Annotated in this window: 18 protein-coding genes; 8 read left to right on the top strand and 10 right to left on the bottom strand. The window is 60.0% G+C overall.

Annotation, left to right across the window (positions count from 1 at the left end):
* Positions 1–74 precede the first annotated feature (74 nt).
* Both AB4O01_RS03610 and AB4O01_RS03615 read left to right on the top strand, forming a co-directional pair.
* Positions 75–1,202: a saccharopine dehydrogenase family protein gene (locus AB4O01_RS03610; protein WP_460090708.1), complete on the top strand. Its 1,128-nt coding sequence runs from the start codon at positions 75–77 to the stop codon at positions 1,200–1,202.
* Position 1,203: 1 nt separating this feature from the next.
* Positions 1,204–1,695 (top strand): DUF2269 family protein, encoded by a 492-nt coding sequence (locus AB4O01_RS03615; RefSeq protein WP_460090709.1) that lies wholly within the window; start codon positions 1,204–1,206, stop codon positions 1,693–1,695.
* Here the strand turns inward: AB4O01_RS03615 and AB4O01_RS03620 are convergent.
* From AB4O01_RS03620 to AB4O01_RS03630, 3 genes are all read right to left on the bottom strand, one after another.
* Positions 1,679–2,140, bottom strand: coding sequence for a thiol-disulfide oxidoreductase DCC family protein (locus AB4O01_RS03620; RefSeq protein ID WP_186624195.1), 462 nt, complete (start codon positions 2,138–2,140; stop codon positions 1,679–1,681). The genes AB4O01_RS03615 and AB4O01_RS03620 overlap by 17 nt on opposite strands.
* Before the next feature lie 142 nt (positions 2,141–2,282).
* Entirely contained in the window at positions 2,283–3,284 is a 1,002-nt protein-coding gene (locus AB4O01_RS03625) for an acyltransferase family protein (protein ID WP_099758930.1), read from the bottom strand.
* Positions 3,285–3,424: 140 nt separating this feature from the next.
* On the bottom strand, positions 3,425–3,985 hold the full coding sequence (locus tag AB4O01_RS03630; RefSeq protein WP_460090710.1) for a nucleotidyltransferase family protein: 561 nt from the start codon (positions 3,983–3,985) through the stop codon (positions 3,425–3,427).
* 217 nt (positions 3,986–4,202) lie between these two features.
* Between AB4O01_RS03630 and AB4O01_RS03635 the strand changes: the two genes are divergently transcribed.
* Together AB4O01_RS03635 and AB4O01_RS03640 are read left to right on the top strand one after the other, a co-directional pair.
* Entirely contained in the window at positions 4,203–5,360 is a 1,158-nt protein-coding gene (locus AB4O01_RS03635; protein ID WP_460090711.1) for an HD-GYP domain-containing protein, read from the top strand.
* Positions 5,361–5,403: 43 nt separating this feature from the next.
* The gene (locus tag AB4O01_RS03640) at positions 5,404–9,777 is read left to right on the top strand and encodes a response regulator (RefSeq protein ID WP_460090712.1); all 4,374 of its coding nucleotides are present in this window, start codon (positions 5,404–5,406) and stop codon (positions 9,775–9,777) included.
* Positions 9,778–9,909: 132 nt separating this feature from the next.
* Here the strand turns inward: AB4O01_RS03640 and AB4O01_RS03645 are convergent, their stop codons facing one another.
* Positions 9,910–10,272, bottom strand: coding sequence for a DUF6124 family protein (locus AB4O01_RS03645; protein ID WP_460090713.1), 363 nt, complete (start codon positions 10,270–10,272; stop codon positions 9,910–9,912).
* A gap of 490 nt (positions 10,273–10,762) precedes the next feature.
* Between AB4O01_RS03645 and AB4O01_RS03650 the strand changes: the two genes are divergently transcribed.
* Positions 10,763–11,770, top strand: a complete 1,008-nt coding sequence (locus AB4O01_RS03650; protein ID WP_460090715.1) for an NAD(P)-dependent oxidoreductase — start codon at positions 10,763–10,765, stop codon at positions 11,768–11,770.
* Positions 11,771–11,924: 154 nt separating this feature from the next.
* Here the strand turns inward: AB4O01_RS03650 and AB4O01_RS03655 are convergent, their stop codons facing one another.
* Positions 11,925–12,173: a DUF6555 family protein gene (locus AB4O01_RS03655; RefSeq protein ID WP_460090716.1), complete on the bottom strand. Its 249-nt coding sequence runs from the start codon at positions 12,171–12,173 to the stop codon at positions 11,925–11,927.
* A 195-nt stretch (positions 12,174–12,368) separates the two neighbouring features.
* On the opposite strand from AB4O01_RS03655, the gene AB4O01_RS03660 reads away from it, so the two are divergent.
* Positions 12,369–12,803, top strand: a complete 435-nt coding sequence (locus AB4O01_RS03660) for an HhH-GDP family DNA glycosylase (protein ID WP_099758936.1) — start codon at positions 12,369–12,371, stop codon at positions 12,801–12,803.
* Between the two features lie 44 nt (positions 12,804–12,847).
* On the opposite strand, the gene AB4O01_RS03665 is transcribed toward AB4O01_RS03660, so the two are convergent.
* The 5 genes from AB4O01_RS03665 to AB4O01_RS03685 form a co-directional block, all read right to left on the bottom strand.
* A complete protein-coding gene (locus AB4O01_RS03665) occupies positions 12,848–13,321 on the bottom strand; it encodes a short chain dehydrogenase (protein ID WP_093433332.1) in 474 nt (157 codons plus the stop codon).
* A 159-nt stretch (positions 13,322–13,480) separates the two neighbouring features.
* Positions 13,481–14,410, bottom strand: a complete 930-nt coding sequence (locus tag AB4O01_RS03670) for an MBL fold metallo-hydrolase (protein ID WP_460090718.1) — start codon at positions 14,408–14,410, stop codon at positions 13,481–13,483.
* Positions 14,411–14,464: 54 nt separating this feature from the next.
* Positions 14,465–15,667: an NAD(P)/FAD-dependent oxidoreductase gene (locus AB4O01_RS03675; protein WP_460090719.1), complete on the bottom strand. Its 1,203-nt coding sequence runs from the start codon at positions 15,665–15,667 to the stop codon at positions 14,465–14,467.
* 217 nt (positions 15,668–15,884) lie between these two features.
* Entirely contained in the window at positions 15,885–16,250 is a 366-nt protein-coding gene (locus AB4O01_RS03680; RefSeq protein ID WP_093433326.1) for a response regulator transcription factor, read from the bottom strand.
* 130 nt (positions 16,251–16,380) lie between these two features.
* Positions 16,381–17,388 (bottom strand): GlxA family transcriptional regulator, encoded by a 1,008-nt coding sequence (locus tag AB4O01_RS03685; RefSeq protein WP_093433323.1) that lies wholly within the window; start codon positions 17,386–17,388, stop codon positions 16,381–16,383.
* A 202-nt stretch (positions 17,389–17,590) separates the two neighbouring features.
* On the opposite strand from AB4O01_RS03685, the gene AB4O01_RS03690 reads away from it, so the two are divergent.
* Both AB4O01_RS03690 and AB4O01_RS03695 read left to right on the top strand, forming a co-directional pair.
* Positions 17,591–18,262 (top strand): response regulator transcription factor, encoded by a 672-nt coding sequence (locus AB4O01_RS03690; protein ID WP_258709754.1) that lies wholly within the window; start codon positions 17,591–17,593, stop codon positions 18,260–18,262.
* A 48-nt stretch (positions 18,263–18,310) separates the two neighbouring features.
* The gene (locus AB4O01_RS03695) at positions 18,311–23,779 is read left to right on the top strand and encodes a trifunctional serine/threonine-protein kinase/ATP-binding protein/sensor histidine kinase (RefSeq protein WP_460090720.1); all 5,469 of its coding nucleotides are present in this window, start codon (positions 18,311–18,313) and stop codon (positions 23,777–23,779) included.
* The last annotated feature ends 143 nt before the right edge of the window (positions 23,780–23,922 follow it).

A 23,922-nucleotide genomic window follows, 5' to 3' on the forward strand; every position in this document is an offset into this window, starting at 1 on the left:
ATCTGAATGGCCTGCTGACGTTCGGCCCTATATCCTTCCCGCCTGTTTGATGAAATGACTTAGGGAAGAATTGCATGCCGTTCAGGGTGATGGTGGTCGGGGGCTACGGAAATTTCGGCAGCATCGTGTGCAGACATCTGGCGCTGATGCCGGACATCGGGCTGGTGCTCTCGGGTCGTGATCCGCGCAAGTTGCAGCGCAAACTCGATGAGCTCAACAGCCATTCGGGAAACGTCTGCGAAGGCTGGTGCGGCGATGCCATGGGGACGGAGTTCGAAGCCGCTTTGCGTGCGCTGAACATTCAGTTGGTCGTCCATACCGGCGGGCCGTTTCAGGGGCAAGCCTATGCCGTTGCGCAGCGTTGCATCGATGCCGGCGTGAACTACTGCGACCTCGCGGACTGCCGCACCTTCGTCAACGGCATCGACGTGCTCGACGCGCGGGCGAAACAAGCGGGCGTGGCGATCCTCAGTGGTTGCAGTTCGGTGCCGACGCTGTCTTCCGCGATCATTGATGAGCAGCGCCAGCGCTTTTCGCGCATTGACTCGATCGAGCATGGCATTTCTTCCTCGGCAAAAATGCCCGGGCTGTCGACCATCGAAGGCGTACTCGCTTACGCCGGCAAACCGATCAAGCAACTCAAGAACGGCAAAGTCCATGAAGTGTCGGGCTGGCTGGACCTGACCCTGCGCAAGATGCCGCAGATGGGCACGCGATTGCTGGCCAACGTCGATGTCCCGGACATGGACATCTTCGCCGGTCGTTATGGTGCGCAAACCCTGAGCTTCAAGGCCGGCGCCGGTCTCAAGCTCGGCGGTATCGCCAACGGCTTGCTGGCGCAGGCGCTGAAAGTCGGGCTGGTGCGCGACCATGCCTTGTGGGCCGGAAGACTGCATCGGTTGGGCATGCGATTTGAGCGATTCGGCGATGGCAAAAGTGCGATGTACATCGACGTGCAGGGCCTTGGTGTTGATGGCAAAGCGCTGTCGATGACCGCGCAACTCACCGCTTTGAACGACAAAGGCCCGGAGATCCCCAGCTGCGCCGCCGTGGCCCTGGCCACGAAAATGGCCCAGGGTTACGTGCCAACCGCCGGCGCCAGACCGTGCGTGGGCGAAATCAGCGTCGCCGAGTACATGGCCGCGATCAACGACCCGGACAACCTGAGCCTGGCCGTGCATTTCTCGGACGGGCAGCGCTGACATGCTCTATCTGTGCCTCAAGTACCTGCACATCATCGCCGCGATCTTCCTGTTCGGTTTCGGCATGGGCTCCTACCTCTACCTGATCGCCGCCAGCCGCACCGGCAACCCGCACGTGATCGCGCACGTCGCGCGCATGGTGGTGCGCTTCGACACCTGGATCACCACGCCGGCCGGGTTTATGCAGATCATCACCGGTTATCTGCTGATGCGGCTTTCGGGGTTGTCGATGAGCACCGAGTGGGTGCTGACCTCGCTGATCGTCTTCTTCTGCGTCGGCTCGCTGTGGCTGCCGGTGTTGCTCCTGCAGAAGCGCCTGTATGTGATGGCGTCGAGTGCGAGCGAGGCGGGGGCGAGGCTTGATGAGCAGTATCAAGCCGTTTACAGGAAGTGGTTCTGGATGGGCGTGCTCGGGTTTGCCGGGATGTTTGTCATCGTGCTGATGATGGTGACGAAGATGACACTGGTGCAGTTGATTAGCTTTCTGGCGTAGTTATTTTCAGAAAGCGCTGTTGATGATCCGGGGTTGGCAGCAGGCAGGTGTCGTACTTGCCGAACAGTCGGTAGCGGTTCAGCGCGATGCGGTCGTAAGCCCAGTCGCGCAGGCCGCGCGGAAATACGCGTAGCAGCCGCAATGCCTGCCAGCGGGCGGGTAGTTGGCTGATGACTTCGAAGAACGCGTCTGAACGTTCCCAGTAGTGACGGTCACGGATTACCGCCATGGTGTCGAATTGGTCGACTGGCAGGCCGGCCCACGCGAGCAAGGCTTGTCCCTCCGGCGACTGCACCGCTGCCAGACGCACGCGACGTTGATGATCATGGCGAATCAAAAAACGCGCCCAGCCGTTGCAGAGCTTGCACACGCCATCGAACAGGACCACGGATTCGCCGGGGTTGAGGAACGGGGCGGGGGTAGGGCGGGTTTTTGGCGTGGGCATGGGTTTTGTGTTCAAGACGTCGGGTGTTGCGATCATAGCGCCGCCAGCAGTGGTTCGCGAATGACCGCGCTCGCTTAGGCACATGAATGTGAGAGACAGACCACGTTCAGCAGCGTGATCCCTCGCCTGTTGAATGTCGCCGTCAAGCCGTTGCCTCACTTGCCCGAACGGCCCCCACTCGATCCTTGGAGCCGGCCCGAAGTTTATGCCGATACTTCAACGCTGGCCGCTCGACGCAGTAATACGAAACACCACTGAGCAAGAACGACAGCACCAACACCGTTGCAACCTTGGACCAATCGAATGAGGTGATCGGCCAGAGGCCGTGCAGGAAGTAAATCACCAGGAAGTGATTGAGGAATACGCCATAGCTGATGTTCCCGAGAAACTCGTCAATCCGGTGAAATTTGAGTGTTGTCAGCCCGTACACGGCAGGGATGCCCAGGGCAATGCCGGCGGCCACTTCGGCGTTGGACGGCCGACGTTCGATCCAGCCCATCATGATCGCTGCAAAGATCAATGCCGCTGCCACAGCGGTGCCTGCGGCGATTATTAATCCCTTGGCCTGCGGTTTGTAGAGGTAACTGCCGCACAGGAATATAAACAGCACGCCGGGCAACAAGCGGTAGCCGTAGTAGTCGGTGTTGACGAAACCCAGGCACGCGGGGATGAAGACCGCAACGGACAAGGCGAAAGCCACGCCCCGTGCTCGGTAGATGAGCAGGAACGGGATCACCAGATAAAAGCACATCTCAAGCCCGAGCGACCAGGCCGGAGGCAAAATCCACGATCCGCTCGCGCCGAACATATAGAAACCCAACGGCACGATCGCCAGGCTGGCTGCGATGTTTCTGAAGGTCAATTCGGCCCATTGCGGCGTGCCAGGCAGGAGGAAATAGATCACCGCACAAGAGAGGATGAAGTAGAACAGGAATTGCGGGTAAAGGCGCAGGGCGCGGTCCAGGTAGAACCGGCCAACTTTCTCGGGCGCCTGGTAGTTGCGCTCGATCAGTGAGGTCATCACAAAACCACTGATGAGCAGGAAAGAAATCACCGCCACCACGCCCGGGTTGAACCCCATGAACATCTTGCCCATATGCGAAACAGCGACCAGCACGGCCAACAACAGACGATAGGCTCCCACGTGTATCCCCAAACGACCTTGTAGTTATGGCGGGTAAATTACGATGGTTTATGGGTGGATAACAGGTTTTTCTCTGCGTTCAGGGTTAAAGGATTTCAGCGGCCGATCACCTCGGGAGGCTAGGCCAGTCGCCATTGACCTTATCGTTGCGTGACGAATATCAGCTCAGGCCAAATCTCACGCCACGCTTTGGATCTAATGCGGTCCAGGAACAGGGGGTATTTTTCGGATTTGAATCGATCGGTCGGCCGCACCACTCCTGAGAACAGGTCTTCCAGCCCCAGCGGTGCTGAAACTTCCACTTCACCGTGATGATCAAGCCTGACAGCGACGGCCGTGGCAGTCTCGGGCCAGCAGGTCATTGCATCGGTCGTCGATTGATAAGGGGTATCGGCGTTGCGCAAGTGCATTCGCGCCTGATTTTTTACAGACCAGTTCACTTCACTACACCGGCTCGACAGCTTTCTGACTAAAGCCGAATCCGTTTCTGTATTGGCACGTGCCGGGTCGAACCAGATGACATCGATATCATCTGGCAGCGCTGAAGGCTTGCGTTGATGCAGGTGATCCCATACCAGACTGCGCACGAAGCCGGCGGCAATCCAGCAGTCGGGCAAGTTCAGATCGCGAGCCATACGCAGGATTTTCATCCTTGCAGGGTCGTGAGTAAGCAGGGCCTTTAGTTGTGCTACGTGCTTCATCGCGTGTTCCCTATTACATCCAGTCACTGCTTGGGAGCCAGCGTGGACATTGACTATTGTCTGCTTCCGGCCAGTAGCAGACATTCGATCTAGTGCCTCTACGATCCAGCCTACAGATTTCCGCCTAGCGATTGCAGCGTTTCTAGCTACGCTTGCCAGCATGAGACTGGTGTAAATAAGCCAACTCCTTAATTGTCTGGCAAGGGAGCCAACAACCATGGATAGCACTCAGGGCGTTTATCCATCAGCGACCGTTCTGGTGGTCGACGATACCCCCGACAACCTGATGTTGATCGCCGAGTTGCTGAAGGACAAATATCGGGTCAAGGCCGCCAACAGCGGCGAAAAGGCCCTACGCCTTCTGCAGGCCGACCCGCTTCCCGATCTGATCCTGCTGGACATCATGATGCCGGGCTTGTCCGGTTATGACATTGCCGAGCAGCTCAAGCTTGACGTTCGCATTCGCCATATACCGATCATTTTCCTCACCTCCATGACCGCCACGGAGGACGAGATTCGCGGCTTGAGCCTCGGGGCTGCGGATTACATCACCAAGCCGATCATCCCCCCGGTGCTCATGGCCAGGGTCGAGACCCAAATCAAGCTCAAGTCCGTTGCCGATTTCCTGCGCAATCAGAATGAGTTTCTGGAGCGGGAAGTGCAGCGCCGCACCCAGGAGGTGATCGCCATCCAGGATGTCACCATCCACGCCATGGCTTCGCTGGCCGAAACCCGTGACAACGAAACCGGCAACCACATTCGCCGTACCCAGCACTACATCAAACGCCTGGCTGAACTGTTGCGCAACCACCCGCGCTTCCGGCACTTTCTCGACGAGGACAGCATCAAGCTGCTCTTCAAATCGGCACCGCTGCACGATATCGGCAAGATTGGCATTCCCGATCGCATCCTGCTCAAACCGGGACGCCTCACCGCTGAAGAATTCGAGATCATGAAGACCCACACCACATTGGGGCGTGACGCCATCCAGCACGCGGAGGATCAATTAGGCATAAACGTCGATTTCCTTCATTTGGCCAAGGAAATCGCCTACGGCCATCAGGAAAAGTGGGATGGCAGTGGCTATCCGCAAGGCTTGGCCGCCGACGATATCCCGATCAGCGCCAGGTTAATGGCCGTGGCAGATGTCTACGATGCGCTGATCAGCCGCCGCGTGTACAAACCCGGCATGCCTCACGAGCAGGCGGTGAAAATCATCCACGAAGGCCGGGGCTCGCATTTTGATCCGGACATCTGTGACGCGTTTCTCGCCAATGCCGAGCAGTTCCGCGCAATTGCCGAGCGATTTGCCGACAGCGACCAGGACATGGCCAGGCAGTTAGCACTGCTTGAGCAGATTGCCGAACGTCCCTGAACCCCGCGCATTACTCTGCACATCCAGCTGAAAGAGGCCGTTTATGAACAGACTGTTCGAGATGCTCGAGCGCCTGTCTCTGCGCAGTAAATTGATCATCGGCTTCGCTGCGCTGCTGATATTGATCCTGATATTGGGCGTGCAAAGCCTGCGCACGCAGTATTCGCTAAGAACTGAAATGCAGCAGTTGTACCAACAGGATCTGGTAGGTATTCAGCATGTGCAGGAGGTCCGGGTGCAGTTGCCGCATCTGTTGCTCGCCATGCAACGTGCAATCGCGACCAACAACGCAGACATCCGTATCAGCGCCAGAGCCCAGATGGATGTCGCCCAGGCGCGACTCCACGAAGCGCTGGAGCAGGTTCGTCCAACGCTGCGCAGGCAGAGCAGCGTCAGCAGCCTGCTGGAATTCGAAATGGTATTAAAGCGTCTGCAAAAAGACGGCGATGAGGCACTGGAGCTGGCCGGCAAGGGTTCCTTGGGTCAGGCCTTGATGTTGCTCAACAGTAAAGATTTTCTTGCGCTGGAACAGGGCGGCGACGGGCTGCTCAACAAGATCGAGAAAAACAAGGAAGCCGACATCCACGATACAGCGAAGAACCTGGCGGAGTACGCAGAGCGAAGTACTGCGATTACGTCCATCTTGCTGCTGGGTGGGTCGACGCTGGCCTTGCTGTTGACCTGGCTGGTCAGTTATTCCATTCGCGTGCCGTTGAATCGCGTCCGCGTGGCGGTGGACGAATTGGCGTCCGGCAAGCTGGACGGTCACATCCCGCACACCGATCTTCGCAACGAAACCGGCGACCTGGCGCGTGCCATCGCCACGCTGCAGCTGGAAGCTTGTCAGCTTGAGCGCCAGCGCTGGATCAAAAACCACACGTCGCTCCTGCAAGTGGATCTGCAACAGGCGGAGACGCCGCAGCAGTTGGCCCAGGCTTTTTTCAGCCACATCGCGCCGCAGTTGGGCATGTGCCAGGGAGCGCTTTACGTTCTCTATGAAGGCGCGGCACGCCTGCGCCTGGTTGGCGGTTATGCGGTGGACAGTGTTCACCCGCTCCCCGCTGAACTTGATCTCGGTGAAGGGTTGCTTGGCCAGTGCGCACTGGATCGCCAGCCCCGCCAGCTTCAGGATCTACCGGAGCCGTTTTGGCATGTGCGCACGCCGTTGGGCGCAGCCCCCGCCAGCGTCCTGTTGGTTCAGCCCGTGATGCGTGGCGAACGCCTGCTCGGGGTGATGGAAATGGCCGGTTTTCGCCAACTGGAAGAGAATGAAGCGCTGCTGCTGCAAGAAGTCCTGCCCCGGCTGGCCGGCGCCATGGCCATTATGGAACGCAGTGAGGCAGCTCAGGCGCTGCTCTTGGAAACTCGCCGTCAGGCAGACGAAATGGGCGCGCAGGCTTTGCAACTGGAGCACCAGGCCAGCGAGCTGGAGGCCCAGCAGGCCGCATTGCGCGCCACCGAAGCCTGGTACCGCGGCATCATCGAGGCAGCACCGGACGGCATGCTGGTGCTGGGCGCCGACGGTCGCATCCTGATGACCAACCCGCAAATGGATACCCTGTTTGGCTACGCCCCCGGCGAGCTGATTGGCGCCAGCATCGAGCGTCTGGTACCGCAGGCTGCCCGCGAGCGCCATGTCAGGTTACGCGACGGCTTCATTGCCAGCGGCGGAACCCGGCAGATGGGCGGCGATCTTGACGATCTGAGCGGCGTACGCAAAGACGGCAGTTTGTTCTCCGTGGAAATCGGCCTTTCCCATCTACCGCGTCTGGAGGGGCGTGGCGTCTGTGTGTGCGCCTCGGTGCGCGATGTCAGTGAGCGCAGGGCGATGGAAGCCAGGCTGCGCACGGCCAGCGATCGTCTGAATCTGGCGCAGGAGTCCGGTGACATCGGGCTGTTCGACGTCGACCTGATCAGTGGCACAAATTATTGGACCCCCCAACTCGAAGTCCTGTTTGGTCTGGAGCCAGGCGGCTTCGGCGGTACGCTGGCGCACTGGAAGGCACTGGTGCATCCCGACGATCTGGCGCGGGTCAGCAGCACGTTCGAGAGTGCCGTCCAGAGTGGCGATGATCGCGCCGAGTTCGACTTCCGGATTGTGCGTAAAAACGATGGGCAGGTGCGCACGTTCCGGTCGCTGAATCGCTTTTCACGCACGCCTGACGGCAAGCCATTGCGCGCAACCGGCATCAACATCGATGTCACCGCACTGGCAGAGGCAAGGGCTGCGGCCGAGGAGGCCACGCAGGCCAAGAGCGAGTTTCTCGCCAACATGAGCCATGAGATCCGAACACCGATGAACGCCATCATCGGCATGAGCCACCTGGCGCTGCGTACCGAACTGGATAAGCGCCAGCGCAACTACATTGAAAAAGTCCACCGATCAGCGGAGAACCTGCTGGGAATCATCAACGACATTCTTGATTTCTCAAAGATCGAAGCCGGCCGAATGAGTCTCGAACAGATCCCGTTCCGTCTGGAAGATGTACTCGACAGCTTCGCTGCCATGATCGGCTTGAAGACCGAGGACAAGGGGCTGGAGTTGTTGTTTCAGATCCCGCCCGACCTGCCCACGGCACTGCTGGGCGATCCCTTGCGTCTGGGGCAGGTGCTGATCAACCTCGGCAACAACGCGGCAAAGTTCACCGAGCACGGTGACATCGTGGTCGGCGTTGAAGAAGTTGCTTCTCACAACGAACACGTGCAGCTGCATTTCTGGGTGCGCGATACGGGCATCGGCATGACCGTCGAGCAGTGTTCACGCCTGTTCCAGTCGTTCAGTCAGGCTGACAGTTCGATCACTCGCAAGTACGGGGGCACCGGGCTGGGATTGTCCATTTCGAAGAAGCTGGTGGAGCTGATGGCCGGTCGAATCTGGGTTGAAAGCCAACCGGGAGTCGGCTCCACGTTTCACTTCCAGGTACAACTCGGCGTACAGCAAAATGTTCCGCCGCGTCGCATGTTCAAGGCTGGCGAGCTGTTGGGCATGCGCGTGCTTGTCGTGGATGACAACGCCAGTGCCCGTGAAATCCTTTCGGGCATGGCGCGCAGCTTTGGTCTGGAAGTGGATGTCGCGCAGAGCGGTAGTCTGGCGCTGCGCATGTTGGCCGACGCCGAGCACAAGGTGCTGCCTTACGATCTGGTCTTGATGGACTGGCGGATGCCCGGCATGGATGGCATGGAGGCTGTGAGCAGAATGCATTCCGCCAGCCTGATGCGCACGCCATCGGTGATCATGGTGACCGCTTTTGGCCGCGAAGAAGCCCGCGAAGAAGCCGAGCGCCAGGGCATCCAGTTGCCGGTGGTACTGACCAAACCTGTCACGCCGTCCTCGTTACTTGAAGCCATCGGTGTCGTGCTGGGCAGAGACACCCACAGCGATACTCGGGCTGGCGAACGCTCCCTGCACAATGCCAACACCGTCGCCAGCCTCAATGGAGCGCGACTGCTTCTGGTCGAAGACAACGATCTGAATCAGGAACTGGCCAGCGAGCTACTGGAGAGCGTCGGAATACGCTTGCGACTCGCCACGCACGGCCAAGAGGCCCTGGATATTCTCGGCGAGGATGACGACTTCGATGGCGTGCTGATGGATTGCCAGATGCCGGTGATGGATGGCTACACGGCCACCCGGAAAATTCGTCAGCAACCGCGCTTTCGCACTCTGCCAGTGATCGCCATGACCGCCAACGCCATGGACGGTGACCGCGAGCGCGCCCTCGAATGCGGTATGAACGATCATATCTCCAAGCCACTCAATGTCGAAACCATGTTCGCCACAATGGCAAAATGGATCAAGCCACGAGCCGCTCAAGCTTCGCTGAACGCAGGTTTGGTCGATGGATTGCCAGATCGTCTTGAGGGCATTGACCTGGCGGCGGGACTCGCCACCTGCATGGGGCGGCGGGATCTCTACTTACGTCTGCTCTGCAAGTTTCGCGACACTCAGACAGATTTTTCCGAGCAATTCCAGGCCGCACGAATCGATCCGGATTCTGCTGCTGCCGCACGACTGGCGCACAGCTTGCGCGGCACCGCCGGCAACATCGGCGCCAAGGCCGTGGCGCAGGCCTGCACGTTGTTAGAACAGGCCTGTCAGGACAACGAACCGGCTGAGGTCGTGCAAGCGCTAGCGATGCAGGTCGAGCATTACTTGCTCCCGACCCTCGCAAGTCTGGCGAACCTTGAGGCGGACACACTGGCTTCCACGGAGGGTGACCTGCTGGACGACTCGGGAATCAGCGAGCAACTGAACAGGCTTATTGTTCTTCTGGACGAAGGAGATACGGCGGCTTTGGACGTGCTGGCGGCCCTGCGCAACAGGCCACTCGATCGAGCGCTGGCAGAACGTCTGGCACTTGCCGCGGCGCAGGTAGAGCTGTTCGACTTTGATCGCGCCTTGAAGCTCCTTCAGTAAAATTGAGTTGGGTAAACACGTAGCCGTTTAGTTTTAATTGCAGCTGACGGCTTTTGGCCGAGAGCCGACGCCAAATGCAATCCTGATCCCTTTGTGACAGCAGCCAGAACGCCGCCACAAAGGGATTACTCATCAATCCACCGGCACAACATTATCCAGCGCTTGATTTACCGCCAATTCGCCCAGCATTACCACTTGCGCAATGCCCTGAAGGGTCTTGCGCGCTGAGCCTTCCACCATTCCGATCACGTTGCCCAACATCACCGAAGCAGAGCCTAGCGATTCACTGGCATTGACCAGTAATTCTTCTGTCGCAGTTTTCGGGTTGGCTTGGAACATGGTGCTGGGTCGGTACGGCGTGGCCATTATCCGGTCGGCCGGTTTGAGGTAGTGGTCGAGGGCGCGTTCGGCGGCTTCGTGGAATTTCTTTGAGTCGGGTGATTCGTACGGAGAGGCCGGATCTGTCTCCGGCGGGTTTGGCGTGATCTTGAACATTTCTTCTTTTTCCTGTTGGGTGGCCGCCGCTCCGAGCTACTAAACAGGGGGGGCAGCTGTACGCAGGTTAGTAGACCGGGGAAAAGAAGAAAGCCGGCGCGCCCGAGGGCGCCCTACGCACAGCCGCCATCAAGTGCAGGTAAGTGAATACCTTCTAATGGACGCTTGTGCACTTTCATTTACCACGGGCTACTAAACCCGATCACTGGGAATCAGTGACGCGAACAAAGTTACCGGTGGCCCTTGAGACGCACAAGCCGGCGGATTCTGGCGTAGTCGTAGGCAATGGCGCAAGACGTTGTAGCCTTAAGCAGGTAACGCGACGTGTCTTTTAAACAACCATAAAAAACGCCTAAACACGGCTCATCAACACGCTGTTCAAAATGACATTCGTCGGTCCACTCTCCAGCTCAGGCAGTGGCGGGGAACCCTCACGACAGGGCACGCACCAACACTAGGTTACAACCCCAAAAGACGAGGAAGGATACCCATGTCAGTTCACCCGATTTTGTTCCTGGGCGGTTCCGGCGCCATTGGCCACCGTTCTGCCGAAGCGTTGCGTGCTGCTTATCCCGGCGTCCCGTTGCTGATCGGCGGCCGAGACCTGGCCAAGGCTGAGCAAGCCGCCGAGGAAATGGGCGGGGCGCAGGGCGTGGTCATTGACCCTGCTGCCGATGACCTTGGGCTGGGTGATCGCCCGGTCAGCGCCGTAGCGGTTTTCTATATGGATCATTCCCTTGCCGGGTTGCGTTTCGCGCAGAGGCGACGGGTGCCGCACCTGAGCATTTCTTCCGGCATTTTCGAGATAGCGCCGCAAATTGCCAATTACATCCATCGACCTGATGCGTCGCCCATTGTGTTGGGTTACGAATGGATGGTGGGCGCGACGACCGTGGCGACGCTGCATCTTGCCAAGGCGTTTGCCCGGGTGCGCGACATCCGCATCGATGCGTTGGTCGACGAGCAGGATGGCGGCGGGCCGGCGGTGGCCAAGGATTTCGAACACCTGAACAAGATGCTGCCCGCCGCCCTGACTCGGCGCGAGGGCGATTACCTCTGGCGCGAAGGGGTGGACAAGAACGTCAGCTTCCGAGCGCTGGACGGCACGGCGATGCAAGCCAGCGGCTTCTCGTCCATCGATGTCACCGGGCTGGCGGCGGCCACCGATGCGCCAAATGTTCAGTTCAATCTCGCCAGCGGAGTGAGTTCATCGCGGCGCGCCGGTCGGCCGATGTCGACCGAGATTCTTATCGAACTGCTGGGTGAGGATCATCAAGGGCGCCCGTTGCACACCCGGCATGCTCTCGTTCACCCGGCAGGCGCTGCAGCGTTGACGGGTCTGAGCGTCGCCATGCTGCTGGAGCGATTGCTTGGGCTGGATGGTCAGCCGCCGACTCCGGCAGGTCTTTACTTTCCTTATCAGTTGCTTGACGCCGGTGCATATCTGCAGCGTCTGAGTGAAGAGGGTGGTGAGTTGCTACAACTGAATGTGCAGTAAGGCAGGCCTCTTTCGGAATGCTGATTTTGCTCAATGAGCCGCTGACGAGCCTTTAAGTGCTCGCCAGCGATGATTTGCTCACGGTGACTGCCAAACCCCACCGTCAGCCACCGGCACCTCACCCAGATGATCTTACCGATCTGTTTGAACATGACTAAGCCTGCGTCCAGTCCACCGTCGCCGTTTCGCGCCATTTCACCTCGGTGATACCGAACCGCTCGGCTTGGGGTTTGGAGATGACTTTCAACGGAGGCTTGCCGGGTTTTGGAATCGGCGCAATGCCGGCGTCGCAACTCGCCCAATGCCATGCGTCAGCGTTGCGCATGGTTTTTGCGCGGATGACGAATGACTTTGGCTGGCCGTGAAGTTTGTATTCGATGACGAAGATGTCGACGTTACTCATGCGCTCCTCCTTACGCTCATACGCAAATGAGTTTTGCCGACGAAAAAAATTCAAAGGATTTTCGGGAGTTCGTTTCAGGCCGCTGGTAGGTGTTTTGCTTTGAACGGTTGGAACCGACGGCAGCCTAACGATCAAGTACTTACCAGGCAGGCAAAGGACGAAAAATCCCCACGATTTCAACTCCGGAGGTTAGCGGTGAACAAGACCATCAGCGCCAGGGATTTGAACATTCAGCTTAAGCACAACGATGACGGTGGCTTGTTCAAATGGCTGCTCGCGAGCTTCTTGATGGGCAAGCGGATACAGGCTGAAATCGCCGCCGAAGCGTATCGGGTGATTGCCGATAAACACGGGCGCGATACGCCGCGCAAACTGGCTGCGTGCAGCCATCGTGAACTGGTCGCGATGCTAGGGGAGGCGCATTACGTGCGTTACGACGAAACCACTGCCGTGCGGCTGCACGCCTTGGCACGCAAGCTTAACGACGAGTACGCGGGCAAGGTCAGCCATATGATCGAGGCAAGCCCTGATCGCCAGGCATTCGAGAAGCGACTGGCGGAGTTCGATGGCATCGGCCCGAAGACCGTGGAAATCTTCATGCGCGAAGCCAGCGCTGTAATCAGCCTTTGATCGCGGGCCGTAAAAAAACGGTCACCGCCCGCGTCGTGCAAAGCCTATTTGACTCGACGGCCAGAACGATTGATCGCCAACAAGCACAGCCCTACCAGCAATGCCGCGCCTGCAACCAACAGCGCAGAAGGTTGCATCGGCTGGCGGCCGGCTGTCGTGTGCCGCTGCGATATCGTCAGAGGTCGGGTTTTAACGGTCACTTCGTCAAACGTCCGCAATGGTGAAACGGCTTCTGCCTGAAACGGCATTTCCTCGATGCTCAGACGCAACCCATCCGTCAGTTCCAGTGTCCGCGCGGTAATCGTGCCAACGATTCTGCCCGGATAAACCGGCTCGCCATTGGGATCGAGTTGGTCATACAGGAAATTCTGTCCTTCAAGCCAGCCGACGGCCGTCTGCAACTCGGGGCCCAGGTAATACTTGCCATCGAGGAAAAATCCAGGAAATTGCGGCGCGCGCTCGACGCTTTCAATGCAGTAACGCTCACCCGGTTTCATACCGGTTTCAGGGGCAATCATGGTCAATCCCTCCACTGTAGGTTCAGTGGTAGAGAACAAGGATCGACCGTCGTTCCATGTAAAGGAGGAAAGGTAGCGGTTGTCCCGGAACGGATCTGTAACAGGCGAAAACAACTTCGCCCGACCAAGGCCGGGCGAAGCGGTGTGGCGCTAGCTCAATCAGTAATCCCAGATCGCCGGAATCCAGCGGAACGCCTCGCCATTGACGGCAACGCGGCCGACCGACGGGAAGGGCAGATGTGTGGCGACAAACAGTTCGCCACTGGCCGCTGCTTCCTGCAGCAGGCGCACGCGCACGCGCACCGCTTCATCAGGATCGTGCTCGAAGCCGTTGTGCCAGTCCGGATGGTCGAAGGCAACCGGGAACAGGGCGTCGCCGGCAAAGGTCAGGCGTTCGTCGCCGGAGTTCACGTAAACCACGCAGTGGCCCGGGGTGTGGCCGCCAGTGAGTTTTGCGACCACGCCGGGGGCGACTTCGAACGCGTCCTCGAAGATGTGCAGTTTGCTTTGGTATTGCTGGATGAAGGCGTTGGCGGTGGACCGCAGCACGTCCGGGACAGGCGCGGGCATGTCGGTGCTGGTGAAGTCCGGCGAGGTCCAGAAGTCGACTTCGGTGGCGGTGACGTGGATGCGCACGTCGTCGTGCAGACGATTTTTCACCGTCTCGACGAGTAAGCCGCCGATGTGGTCCATGTGCATGTGCGTGATGACAATATCGGTGACGTCCGCGAGGTCGATACCGGCCGCCGCGAGGCGTTTGGGAAACTGCCCGGCGCGAGGGAAACCGGGAAATTGTCCGCCGAGGCCGGCGTCGACGAGGATCACCTGCTCGCCGCTGCGCACCACCAGGACATTGAGTGCCCAGTCGAACGCTTCGGGACCCAGATACATCTCTTTGAACCACGCAGCGCGCTCGGCGGGATCGGCGTTGGTCGACATGGTTTGGGTCGGCAGCGGCAGGACGCCGTCGCTGATTACCATCACGTCGATGTTGCCGAGGCGCAGCGCGTAACGCGATGGCACCAGCTCTTCGGTCGGGGTTTGCAGGGTGGCGTTGTGGGCGGTGAAGGAATCCAGATGTATGGTCATGGTGTTCTCCTTTTTATCAGGCAAGACATCGGTTCTTGGACAATGGGGGCGAGATCAGGCCACCGGAATCATCGGGTCGGCAGCGGCGAGGGCGGTGCGACGGTCAGCGGCCGGCGGGTAGATCCACACACTGTTGATTTGCGTCTTCAGTTCCTTGGCTTCGGCTTTCACCAGCTTCAGTTGGCGATCCCAGCCTTCGGTGTACACCGCGCCCCAAGCACCCAAATCGAGGCAGGTCACGTACTTCGGCTGACGGTAGGTGGTCGGCGTCACGCCAAGCAGATCAGCAATGGCGTTGTTGCCGGCATGACGACCAAGGCTGATCGCGTGCTGGCAGGACATCACCGAGGTATTGCCGACGTCGTCGGTGGCAGCACGGGCGACATCGCCGGCGGCGAACACGTGCTCAAGACCTTGCACTTTGAGATTGCCGTCGACGTGCAGACGCCCTTGGCCATCGCGTTCGGCATTGAGCTGTTCGGTCAGTGGACTGGCGCGGAAACCCACGGTCCAGATCACGGTATTGCTCTCGATGTGGCGACCGTCGGCGAGGGTGACGCCGTTGGCATCCACGGCGGCGACCGTGGCGTCGATGATCCACTCGATGCCCAGTTCTTTTGACGCTTCGATGATGGACGGACGGATGCCGTCGCCCATGGTCGCGGCGATGTCTTTGCTGCGATCAACGATGATCACTCGAATGTCTTGCAGCTCGCCGAGAATGGCGCGCAGACGGTTCGGCATTTCGGTCGCGGTTTCGATACCGGTGAAGCCACCACCGGCGATGACCACTGTGTTGCGCGCGGCGCTGGCCGGTTGGCTGGCCAGCGCGTGCAGGTGGCGCTCCAGGCGTGCCGCCGACTCGATCTGGTCGACGTCGAACGCATTCTCTTTCAGGCCCGGCACTGGCGGACGCGCCAGTTGACTGCCGCTGGCCAGCACTAGGCGATCGTAAGTCAGCTCACCCGGGCGACCGGCCTCATCGCGATAACCGACACGGCGTGCCTGGCTGTCAATGCTCTCGGCGGTGCCTTTGACGAAACGCACACCCACGGCAGCGAGCAGCGCATCCAGCGGCGCGTACATGCTGTGGACATCGGGTTCGTAGAAGCGCGGACGGATGCGCAGTTCGGCTTGCGGGGCGAGCAGTGTGATCTCCACATCGTGGCGGTCATGCATATCCAGCAAACGCGCGGCGCTCAACGTGCTCCACAGCCCGCCGAACCCCGCACCGATCACCAATAATTGCTGTTTCATAATGTGCTCCCTGATGCTGATGGATGGATAACCCGAGTTTTTTCCGACACTGGCGTGATGATCACTGGCCGCCGCAAACTGCTTGCCGTACTGCATGGCGCTTAATCGTCCGCTGTCGAAATCAATGCTATGGCGTGGGCGCTGCGGGCGCAGTTGTCCATCGGTGTGTGCGGATTACGCATGGGTCGAAGGGCGGTATACGAAGGTATCGAACACGCTACAGAGGACGGTTCAGGGCAAAGTCGATGTGGTTGAGAAGGGTGTCGGGCGGGAAGGGTTTGGGCAGACAAGCGATGACGCCGGGCGCGCGGGTGTGGAATTCTTCGGGATGGGCGGTGACGAAAATCACCGGAATGCGCCAGCCTTGTGCGCGTAATGCTTCGTGCAGTTGCGGGCCGCTCATGCCAGGCATCTGGATATCGGAGATCAGGCAGTGTGTCTGCGCCGGGCTTTTTGACTCAAGGAATGCCTGCGCGCCCGGATAGGTGAACACCTGATAACCGAAGGCGCGAAGCAAACCTGCGAGTGCATCGCGAATGGCCTCGTCGTCGTCAACCACCGCAATGACAACCTTATGCTGCATAGGGCTCCCTGGCCGGACGGGCACATATCGCGACTCCTGTCGTTCTTGCACCATACGCCCTCAGCACCGGCGCAAAACTATACCTAGGTATAGTCCGTGGAGACTTTTTGAGCGTCAGCGGTTTTCGGCATCAACCTTCGCGGCTGAAGCGGCTGCGGTAGTCGCGCGGTGAAATCGACAGGTGACGCTGGAAGCAGGCGCGCAGCCGCTCTTCATCACCGAAGCCGCTAAGACGCGCAACCTTGTCGATGGTGTGCGCCGAGTTCTCCAGCATGCGCCTGGCCGCTTCGAGGCGGAACAGTTCAATGGCTTTGGACGGCGTGCGCCCGGTGCTCTGTTTGTAGACGCGGGTGAAATTGCGCAGGCTCATTTTCGCCTGTTCGGCGAGTCGCTCTACAGTCAACTTCGGATCGTCGAGGTGATCGATCAGCCACAAGTGCAACGGGTCGAACTGCGGGCTGTCCTGCACCTGCGCTTGCAGCAATGTGCTGTATTGCGCCTGACCACCGGGGCGCTTGAGGTACACCACTAGCTCGCGGGCAACCTGCAACGCCACCTCGCGGCCGTAATCGGCCTCGACCAGCGCTAAGGCCAGATCGATACCGGCCGTGACCCCCGCCGAGGTCCAGACCTTGCCCTGCTGGATGAAGATCGCATCGGCATCCACGTCGATCGCCGGGAAGCGCTCGCGCAGGTTGTCGCACATGGCCCAGTGCGTGGCGGTGCGGCAGCCGTCGAGCAAACCGGACTGGGCCAGCAGGAAAGCGCCGCTGCACACCGACACCACTCGCCTCGCGACAGGGGCATTACGCCGCAACCACGCGGTAAGTTCGGCGTGCTCGTCGAGGGTCTGGCAGATATCGGGTGCGCCGGGTACGACGAGGGTGTGCAGCGCGGCAATGTCCAATTCGCGCAGCGCTCGGGTGTCCACGGCCAAACCTTCAACGGTATTGACCAAACCACCCTCAAGGCTGGCGGTGTGCAACTGATAACCGGGTTGGCATCTTTCGGCCAAGGCTTTGCTCGCGGCCCAGAACACCGTTTGCGCGCCACTGAGGTCGAGCAGGCTCATTCGCGGGTAGGCAATAAACACCACGTCGCGCGGTTCGGGCGTAGCGGTGAAGGGAATGCTGGACATTGAAATCCTGCCTGTTCAAACGGCTGAAGAAGGAGGGGAAAGGGCATGGCCGATTTTCAGGGGTTTCTGGCCTGTCGGCAATGCGCGTCGACTGCTAGCCTGCTGCGCGACCGTTTGGCTGGCCTCTGGCTGCGTTCGCCATCATGGACTAGATTTATTCACCTGCACATCGCACACGTTGCGATCTCGCCGAGGACTCACGATGACCCTGTGGTCGCATTCCAGCCCCAGCGCAGCCCCGTCCGTGCTGAGGGAACCGGTGGTTTATGTGGTCGACGACGACACCTCCATGCGTCAGGCCCTCGACGGTTTGCTGCGTTCGATCGGCCTGCAGGTGCAGACCTTTGAAACGTCCCGAGACTTCCTCGCTTCGGCCAAACGCGACGTGCCCGGTTGTCTGGTGCTCGATGTGCGTTTGCGCGGTGAAAGTGGCCTGACCTTTCAGGAGCAAATGGAAAAAAACGGCCTGCGCATTCCCGTCGTGTTCATGACCGGTCACGGCGATATCGCCATGAGCGTGAAGGCGATGAAGGCCGGCGCGGTGGATTTCCTGGCCAAGCCTTTTCGTGATCAGGACATGCTCGATGCGGTGGCCAGTGCTTTGGCCCGCGACAGTGCGCGACTGCTCGCCGAACAATCCGGCGCGGCGTTGCGTCAAGCCTACGAAACATTGACGGCACGTGAGCGCGAAGTGCTCGGTTTCGTCATTGGCGGGCTGATGAACAAGCAGATCGCCGCGCAACTCAACCTCAGCGAAGTGACGGTGAAAGTCCATCGCGGGCAGGTCATGAGGAAACTCGCTGCACGTTCGGTCGCCGATCTGGTGCGTATTGCCGAATCGCTGGGCATCGAGCCGGCGCGGCGGACAAGCTGAACCGAGCTTCAGCGCGTGACAGAAACCCCTTTGACGGTGTCGACTCCGATGGCCAGCAAACAACAGATTTTGTGGGACGACGGCGAGCGGGTGTTCTCCCGCAAACGAGGACAGGGGGAGAGCGCCAGCGTGCTGATAGTGCGTCCGGCAATCGCTCAGCCTTTGCCCGCAACCCTCGACCGGCTGGCGCATGAATACGGCCTCAAAGACGCTCTGCACAATGAATGGGCGCTGCAACCGCAAGCCCTTGAACGCGCGGGCGGAACCACGCACTTGTTATTCGACGACCCCGGCGGCGAGCCGCTGTCGCGTCTGCTGATCACGCCGCTGGACACTGAAACCTGCCTGTTGCACGCAATCAACATAGCCGTAGCGCTTGGCCGTTTGCACCTGTGTGGGCTGGTTCACAAGGATCTCAAACCGCAGCACATCCTTGTCAACTGCCATGACGGACAAGCCCGGTTGATGGGGTTCGGTCTAGCCTCGCGACTGCCGCGCGAACGTCAGGCCCCCGCGCCGCCAGAAACCATTGCCGGGACCCTGGCCTACATGGCGCCGGAACAAACCGGTCGAATGAATCGTTCGATCGATTCGCGCAGCGATTTGTATGCCTTTGGTGTGACGCTGTACCAGATGCTTACCGGCTCGCTGCCGTTCAACGCCAACGACCCGATGGAGTGGGTGCATTGCCACATTGCGCGGCAACCGATGCCTGCATGCGAACGCGTGGCCACGGTGCCGTTGATGCTCTCGCGGGTAGTCATGAAACTGCTCGCCAAGACCGCCGAAGCGCGCTACCAAACCGCCGCCGGCGTCGAACATGACTTGCGTCGTTGTCTGGACGACTGGCGTCGGGCGCGGCGGATCGATGTGTTCACGTTGAACGAGCAGGGCGCGATCGATCGCTTGCTGATCCCGGAAAAGCTCTACGGTCGTGAACGCGAAGTGCAAACCCTGATCGATGCTTTCGCCCAGGTGGTGCAGGCTCCTTCGCCGAAGCTGGTGCTGGTGTCCGGTTACTCCGGCATTGGTAAATCCTCGGTGGTCAGTGAACTGCACAAAGTGCTGGTGCCGTCGCGGGGATTGTTCGCCGCTGGCAAGTTCGATCAGTACAAGCGCGACATCCCCTATGCGACGCTGGTCCAGGCCTTTCAAGGATTGGTGCGAACGCTGCTGGGCAAGCGTCGCGAGGTGCTCGCTGACTGGCGTGCGGCGTTGTTGCAGGCACTGTCACCGAGTGCACGGTTGATGACCGAGCTGATCCCGGAACTCAAGTTGATTATCGGTGAACCGCCAGCGGTGCCGGAGCTTGAACCGCAGCAGGCGCAGCAGCGCTTCATGGCGGTGTTGCAGCGTTTCATCGGTGTGTTTGCTCGGCCGGAACATCCGTTGACGCTGTTTCTCGATGATCTGCAATGGCTCGACGCAGCGACCCTCGATCTGCTCGAAGATCTGCTGACCCGCTCGGAGCTTGGGCATTTGCTGCTGGTGGGCGCGTACCGCAATAACGAGGTCGATGCCGACCACCCGCTCAGCGGCAAACTCAAAGTGCTGCGTAATGGCGGCGTGCATATCGACGAGATCTGCCTGACCTCGCTGGCCAGCGTGCACATCGAGCAACTGATCGCAGAATCCCTGCGCTGCCCACCCGCGAGCATCGTTGCCCTGGCGCGCCTGGTGCTGGAAAAGACCGGCGGCAATCCGTTTTTCGTCATCCAGTTTCTTCACGCGTTGGCCGAAGAACAGCTGCTGATCTACGACCACCAATTCAACCGTTGGCGCTGGGATCTGGCACTCATCAACGCCAAGGGCTACACCGATAACGTGGTCGATCTGATGGTTGGCAAACTGGCGCGTCTGCCGTTGGACACGCGTCAGGCACTGCAACAATTGGCCTGCCTGGGCAACGTAGCGCGCATTGATACGCTGGCCACCGTGCTTGACCTGCCGACGGCGCGGGTGCACGCGGCGCTGTGGCCGGCGGTGCGCCAGGAACTGGTGGAGTTTCACGACGGTACTTGTGCGTTTGTCCATGACCGTATCCACGAGGCGGCATACTCACTAACCGCGGAAACCGAACGTGCGCAAACTCATCTGCGTATCGGCCGTTTGCTCGCCCTGCAGACGCCAGCGGAGGGGCGTGAAGACGCGATCTTCGAAATCGTCGGGCAACTCAATCGCGGCGCCAGTCTGATCAGCGCGCGGGCCGAACGCGAACAGCTGGCCGAATTCAACCTGCTCGCAGGTCAGCGTGCCAAGGCTTCGACCGCTTACACCTCAGCATTGAGCTACTTGGGCACGGGTGCTGCGTTGCTCGGCGAGCACGGTGATGACCGTCGCCATGAACTGGGGTTTGCTCTGGAGCTGAACCGCGCCGAGTGCGAATTTCTCACTGGGCAACTGGCACTGGCCGATGCGCGCCTGACTGCCCTGGCCGAGCGCGTCGAGACCACGGTAGAGCGGGCGGCAGTCACCTGTTTGTTGATGGATGTCTGCCTGCTGCTCGACCGCAGTGACCGTGCGGTGAATGTGTGCCTGACGTATTTACGTCAGGTCGGCATCGACTGGACGGCGCATCCGGACGATCAGCAGGTGCGCGCCGAATACCAACAGATCTGGAGGCAACTGGGTGAGCGCAGCATCGAGCAGTTGATCGACCTGCCACTGATGGAGGATCCGGCCACGCTGGTGACACTGGAAGCGTTGAGCAAACTGCTGGCCCCGGCGTTGCAGTCCGATGCGAACCTCGCCTGCCTGACCATATGCAAAGCCGTTAACCTGAGCCTGGAGCACGGTAATTGCGACGCCTCCTGCATGCTCTACGCCAATGTTGTGCGGGTTGCCGGGCGGCGCTTCGGCGATTATGCCAGCGGTTACCGCTTTGGCCGCTTGGGCTGCGATCTGGTCGACCGCCGTGGCCTTGCGCAATACGAAGCGCGTACCTACCTGTGCTTTTCGATCTTCGTGGTGCGCTGGATGCGCCCGGTGCGCGAGTGCCGCGAATTGCTGCGGCGTGCGCTCAGCGCCGGCAACCGCACCGGCGATTTGCCCTATGCAGCCTACGCTGGCAATAGCCTGATTTCCGACTTGCTGTTCATTGGCGAGCCGCTGGCGGAAGTGCAGGTGCAGGCTGAAACGGGTCTGGCTTACTCGCAAAGAATCCGCTTCGGTCTGGTGATCAGTTTCATGAGTTGCCAACGGGCACTGATCCGCATGTTGCGAGGGCAGACCCCGGTGTTTGGCAGTTTCAATGATGAAGAATTCGATGAGACACGCTTTGAGGCGAACCTCGCTGCTCCGGACCTGGCCTTGGCTCGGGGCAAGTACTGGGTGCGCAAGTTGCAGGCGCGTTATCTGGCCGGGGATTACGCAGCGGCCGCCGATTGCGCGGCGCAGGCCCGGGAACTGTTGTGGGTGATCTCCTCGTTTTTTGAAGAGGCCGAATTTCACTTTTACGCAGCGTTAACGTTGGCTGCCCACGGCGAAGCCGATACCGACCGATTGCAACGCTTGGGCGAGCACCACGATCAACTGCAAACCTGGGCGCAACAGTGTGCGGAAACCTTCGCCAGTCAGACGGCGCTGGTCGCAGCCGAAATCGCTCGGGTCACCGGGCAGTTGATCGAAGCCGAGATGCTGTACGAGCAAGCGATTCAGTTGGCCAGGGACAACGGCTTTGTGCATGTCGAAGCCTTGGCCAACGAACTCGCAGCGCGGTTCTACAGTGCCCGTGGTCTGAGCAAAATCGCCCGCCTGTACCTGCAAGATGCGCGCTACGGTTACTTGCGCTGGGGGGCTGAGGGCAAGGTGCGGCAACTGGAGCTACAGCACCGCTATCTGCGCAATGAAGATACGGCGCCCGGTCCGACTGCGACCATCGCCACCCCGGTCGAGCATCTGGATCTGGCCACGGTTCTCAAGGTGTCCCAGGCCGTTTCAGGCGAGATCGTGCTGGATCGACTGATCGAAATGGTCATGCGCACCGCTATCGAACAGGCTGGCGCCGAGCATGGCCGGCTGATTCTGACCGAAGGCGAGGCGCCGTATATCGCCGCGAAAACCAGTGTCGGTGACGACAGCGCGCTGCTTTGCCATGAGCCGGTAAGTTCATCGATGCTGGCCGAATCGGTGCTCTACCAGACCCTGCGCACCGGTGAAAATCTGTGTCTGGACGATGCCGTCGCCGATCCGGCATTTGCCGCTGATCTGTACATTCATCAACGCGGCGCTCGCTCGATCCTGTGCATGCCGTTGATGAATCAGGGTCGGATTGCCGGGGCGCTGTACCTGGAGAACAATCTATCTGCGGGTGTGTTCAGTCCGGCGCGCATTGCCGTACTGCGACTGGTGGCTTCGCAGGCGGCGATCTCGCTGGACAACGCGCGGCTGTATCGAGACGTCGCCGAGCGCGAGGCGAGGATTCGCCGGTTGGTCGACGCCAATATCATCGGCATCATCGTCTGGAGTGTCGACGGTGAAATCATTGAGGCCAACGACGCGTTCCTGCGCATGGTCGGTTACGAGCGCGACGATCTGCTGTCAGGCAGGGTGCATTGGCGCGACATGACACCGCCGCCACTGCGCATGAAAAGTGAAGCCGCGCTGGCGACGGCAATCCGCACCGGGCGCGCCCAGCCGTTCGAGAAGGAATACATCCGCAAGGACGGCACTCGCCTGCCGGTGATCGTCGGTCTGGCCGCATTCGAAGCCAGTCAGCAGCAGGGCGTGGCCTTCGTGCTTGACCTGAGCGAACGCAAACAGGCCGAAGAGCAAGTGCGCGAAGGCGAGCGCCGATATCGCCAGGTACAAGCGGAACTGGCCCACGCTAATCGCGTGGCGACCATGGGCCAGTTGGCAGCGTCCATTGCCCATGAAGTCAACCAGCCAATCGCCGCCACCGTGATCAATGCCAACGCGGCGTTGCGCTGGCTCGGCGCGCAACCGCCGAACACCGATGAAGTTGAACAGGGCCTCAGACGCATCATCAACGACGGTAACCGCGCGGCCGACGTGCTCGGACGTATCCGCGCATTGATCCGCAAAACACCGCCGCAACGACATCCGGTGGACCTCAACGCGGTAGTGGGCGAGATGGTCGGGTTTACCCGGGGTGAAGCGGCCCGCTATGGCGCGGCGGTCACCACGCGCCTTGTCAACGATTTGCCTGCCGTGCTGGTTGACCGCGTCGAGCTGCAACAGGTGCTGCTCAATCTGATCATCAACGGTCTGGAGGCCATGGCGGTGATCGAGGAGGGCGAGCGTCGGGTAATCATTGTCAGCGAGTCTGTCGGGAAAGACGTGCGGATTGTCGTAAGCGACTCGGGACCGGGATTTGCCTGCGATCAGGTGGAGGAGGTTTTCACCGCGTTCTACACCACCAAAGTCACCGGGTTGGGGATGGGGTTGTCGATCTGCCGGTCGATCATCGAAGCCCATGGCGGTCACTTGTGGGCGGAGGCGAACGCGCCGTGTGGGGCGCGTGTGGTGTTTACGTTGCCGGGGTGTGCGGGGAGGTGAGGGCGAGATGAGGGTATCTGTCGTCAGATACTGGGTGACTTATCGGTATTCATTGCGACCGATTGGTTTCGATATGTCGATATCAGACACAACCATGACGCAATCAGGCTACTGAGTCATCTGACAGCCCGGGTAAGGTGACG

Source organism: Pseudomonas sp. S2_E02 (assembly GCF_054668355.1).

Excerpts from the sequence above, each read along its gene's own strand:
- AB4O01_RS03610 (WP_460090708.1), top strand. The coding sequence starts at position 75 with ATGCCGTTCAGGGTGATGGTGGTCGGGGGCTACGGAAATTTCGGCAGC.
- AB4O01_RS03615 (WP_460090709.1), top strand. The coding sequence starts at position 1,204 with ATGCTCTATCTGTGCCTCAAGTACCTGCACATCATCGCCGCGATCTTC.
- AB4O01_RS03620 (WP_186624195.1), bottom strand. The coding sequence starts at position 2,140 with ATGCCCACGCCAAAAACCCGCCCTACCCCCGCCCCGTTCCTCAACCCC.
- AB4O01_RS03630 (WP_460090710.1), bottom strand. The coding sequence starts at position 3,985 with ATGAAGCACGTAGCACAACTAAAGGCCCTGCTTACTCACGACCCTGCA.
- AB4O01_RS03635 (WP_460090711.1), top strand. The coding sequence starts at position 4,203 with ATGGATAGCACTCAGGGCGTTTATCCATCAGCGACCGTTCTGGTGGTC.
- AB4O01_RS03640 (WP_460090712.1), top strand. The coding sequence starts at position 5,404 with ATGAACAGACTGTTCGAGATGCTCGAGCGCCTGTCTCTGCGCAGTAAA.
- AB4O01_RS03645 (WP_460090713.1), bottom strand. The coding sequence starts at position 10,272 with ATGTTCAAGATCACGCCAAACCCGCCGGAGACAGATCCGGCCTCTCCG.
- AB4O01_RS03650 (WP_460090715.1), top strand. The coding sequence starts at position 10,763 with ATGTCAGTTCACCCGATTTTGTTCCTGGGCGGTTCCGGCGCCATTGGC.
- AB4O01_RS03655 (WP_460090716.1), bottom strand. The coding sequence starts at position 12,173 with ATGAGTAACGTCGACATCTTCGTCATCGAATACAAACTTCACGGCCAG.
- AB4O01_RS03665 (WP_093433332.1), bottom strand. The coding sequence starts at position 13,321 with ATGATTGCCCCTGAAACCGGTATGAAACCGGGTGAGCGTTACTGCATT.
- AB4O01_RS03670 (WP_460090718.1), bottom strand. The coding sequence starts at position 14,410 with ATGACCATACATCTGGATTCCTTCACCGCCCACAACGCCACCCTGCAA.
- AB4O01_RS03675 (WP_460090719.1), bottom strand. The coding sequence starts at position 15,667 with ATGAAACAGCAATTATTGGTGATCGGTGCGGGGTTCGGCGGGCTGTGG.
- AB4O01_RS03680 (WP_093433326.1), bottom strand. The coding sequence starts at position 16,250 with ATGCAGCATAAGGTTGTCATTGCGGTGGTTGACGACGACGAGGCCATT.
- AB4O01_RS03685 (WP_093433323.1), bottom strand. The coding sequence starts at position 17,388 with ATGTCCAGCATTCCCTTCACCGCTACGCCCGAACCGCGCGACGTGGTG.
- AB4O01_RS03690 (WP_258709754.1), top strand. The coding sequence starts at position 17,591 with ATGACCCTGTGGTCGCATTCCAGCCCCAGCGCAGCCCCGTCCGTGCTG.
- AB4O01_RS03695 (WP_460090720.1), top strand. The coding sequence starts at position 18,311 with ATGGCCAGCAAACAACAGATTTTGTGGGACGACGGCGAGCGGGTGTTC.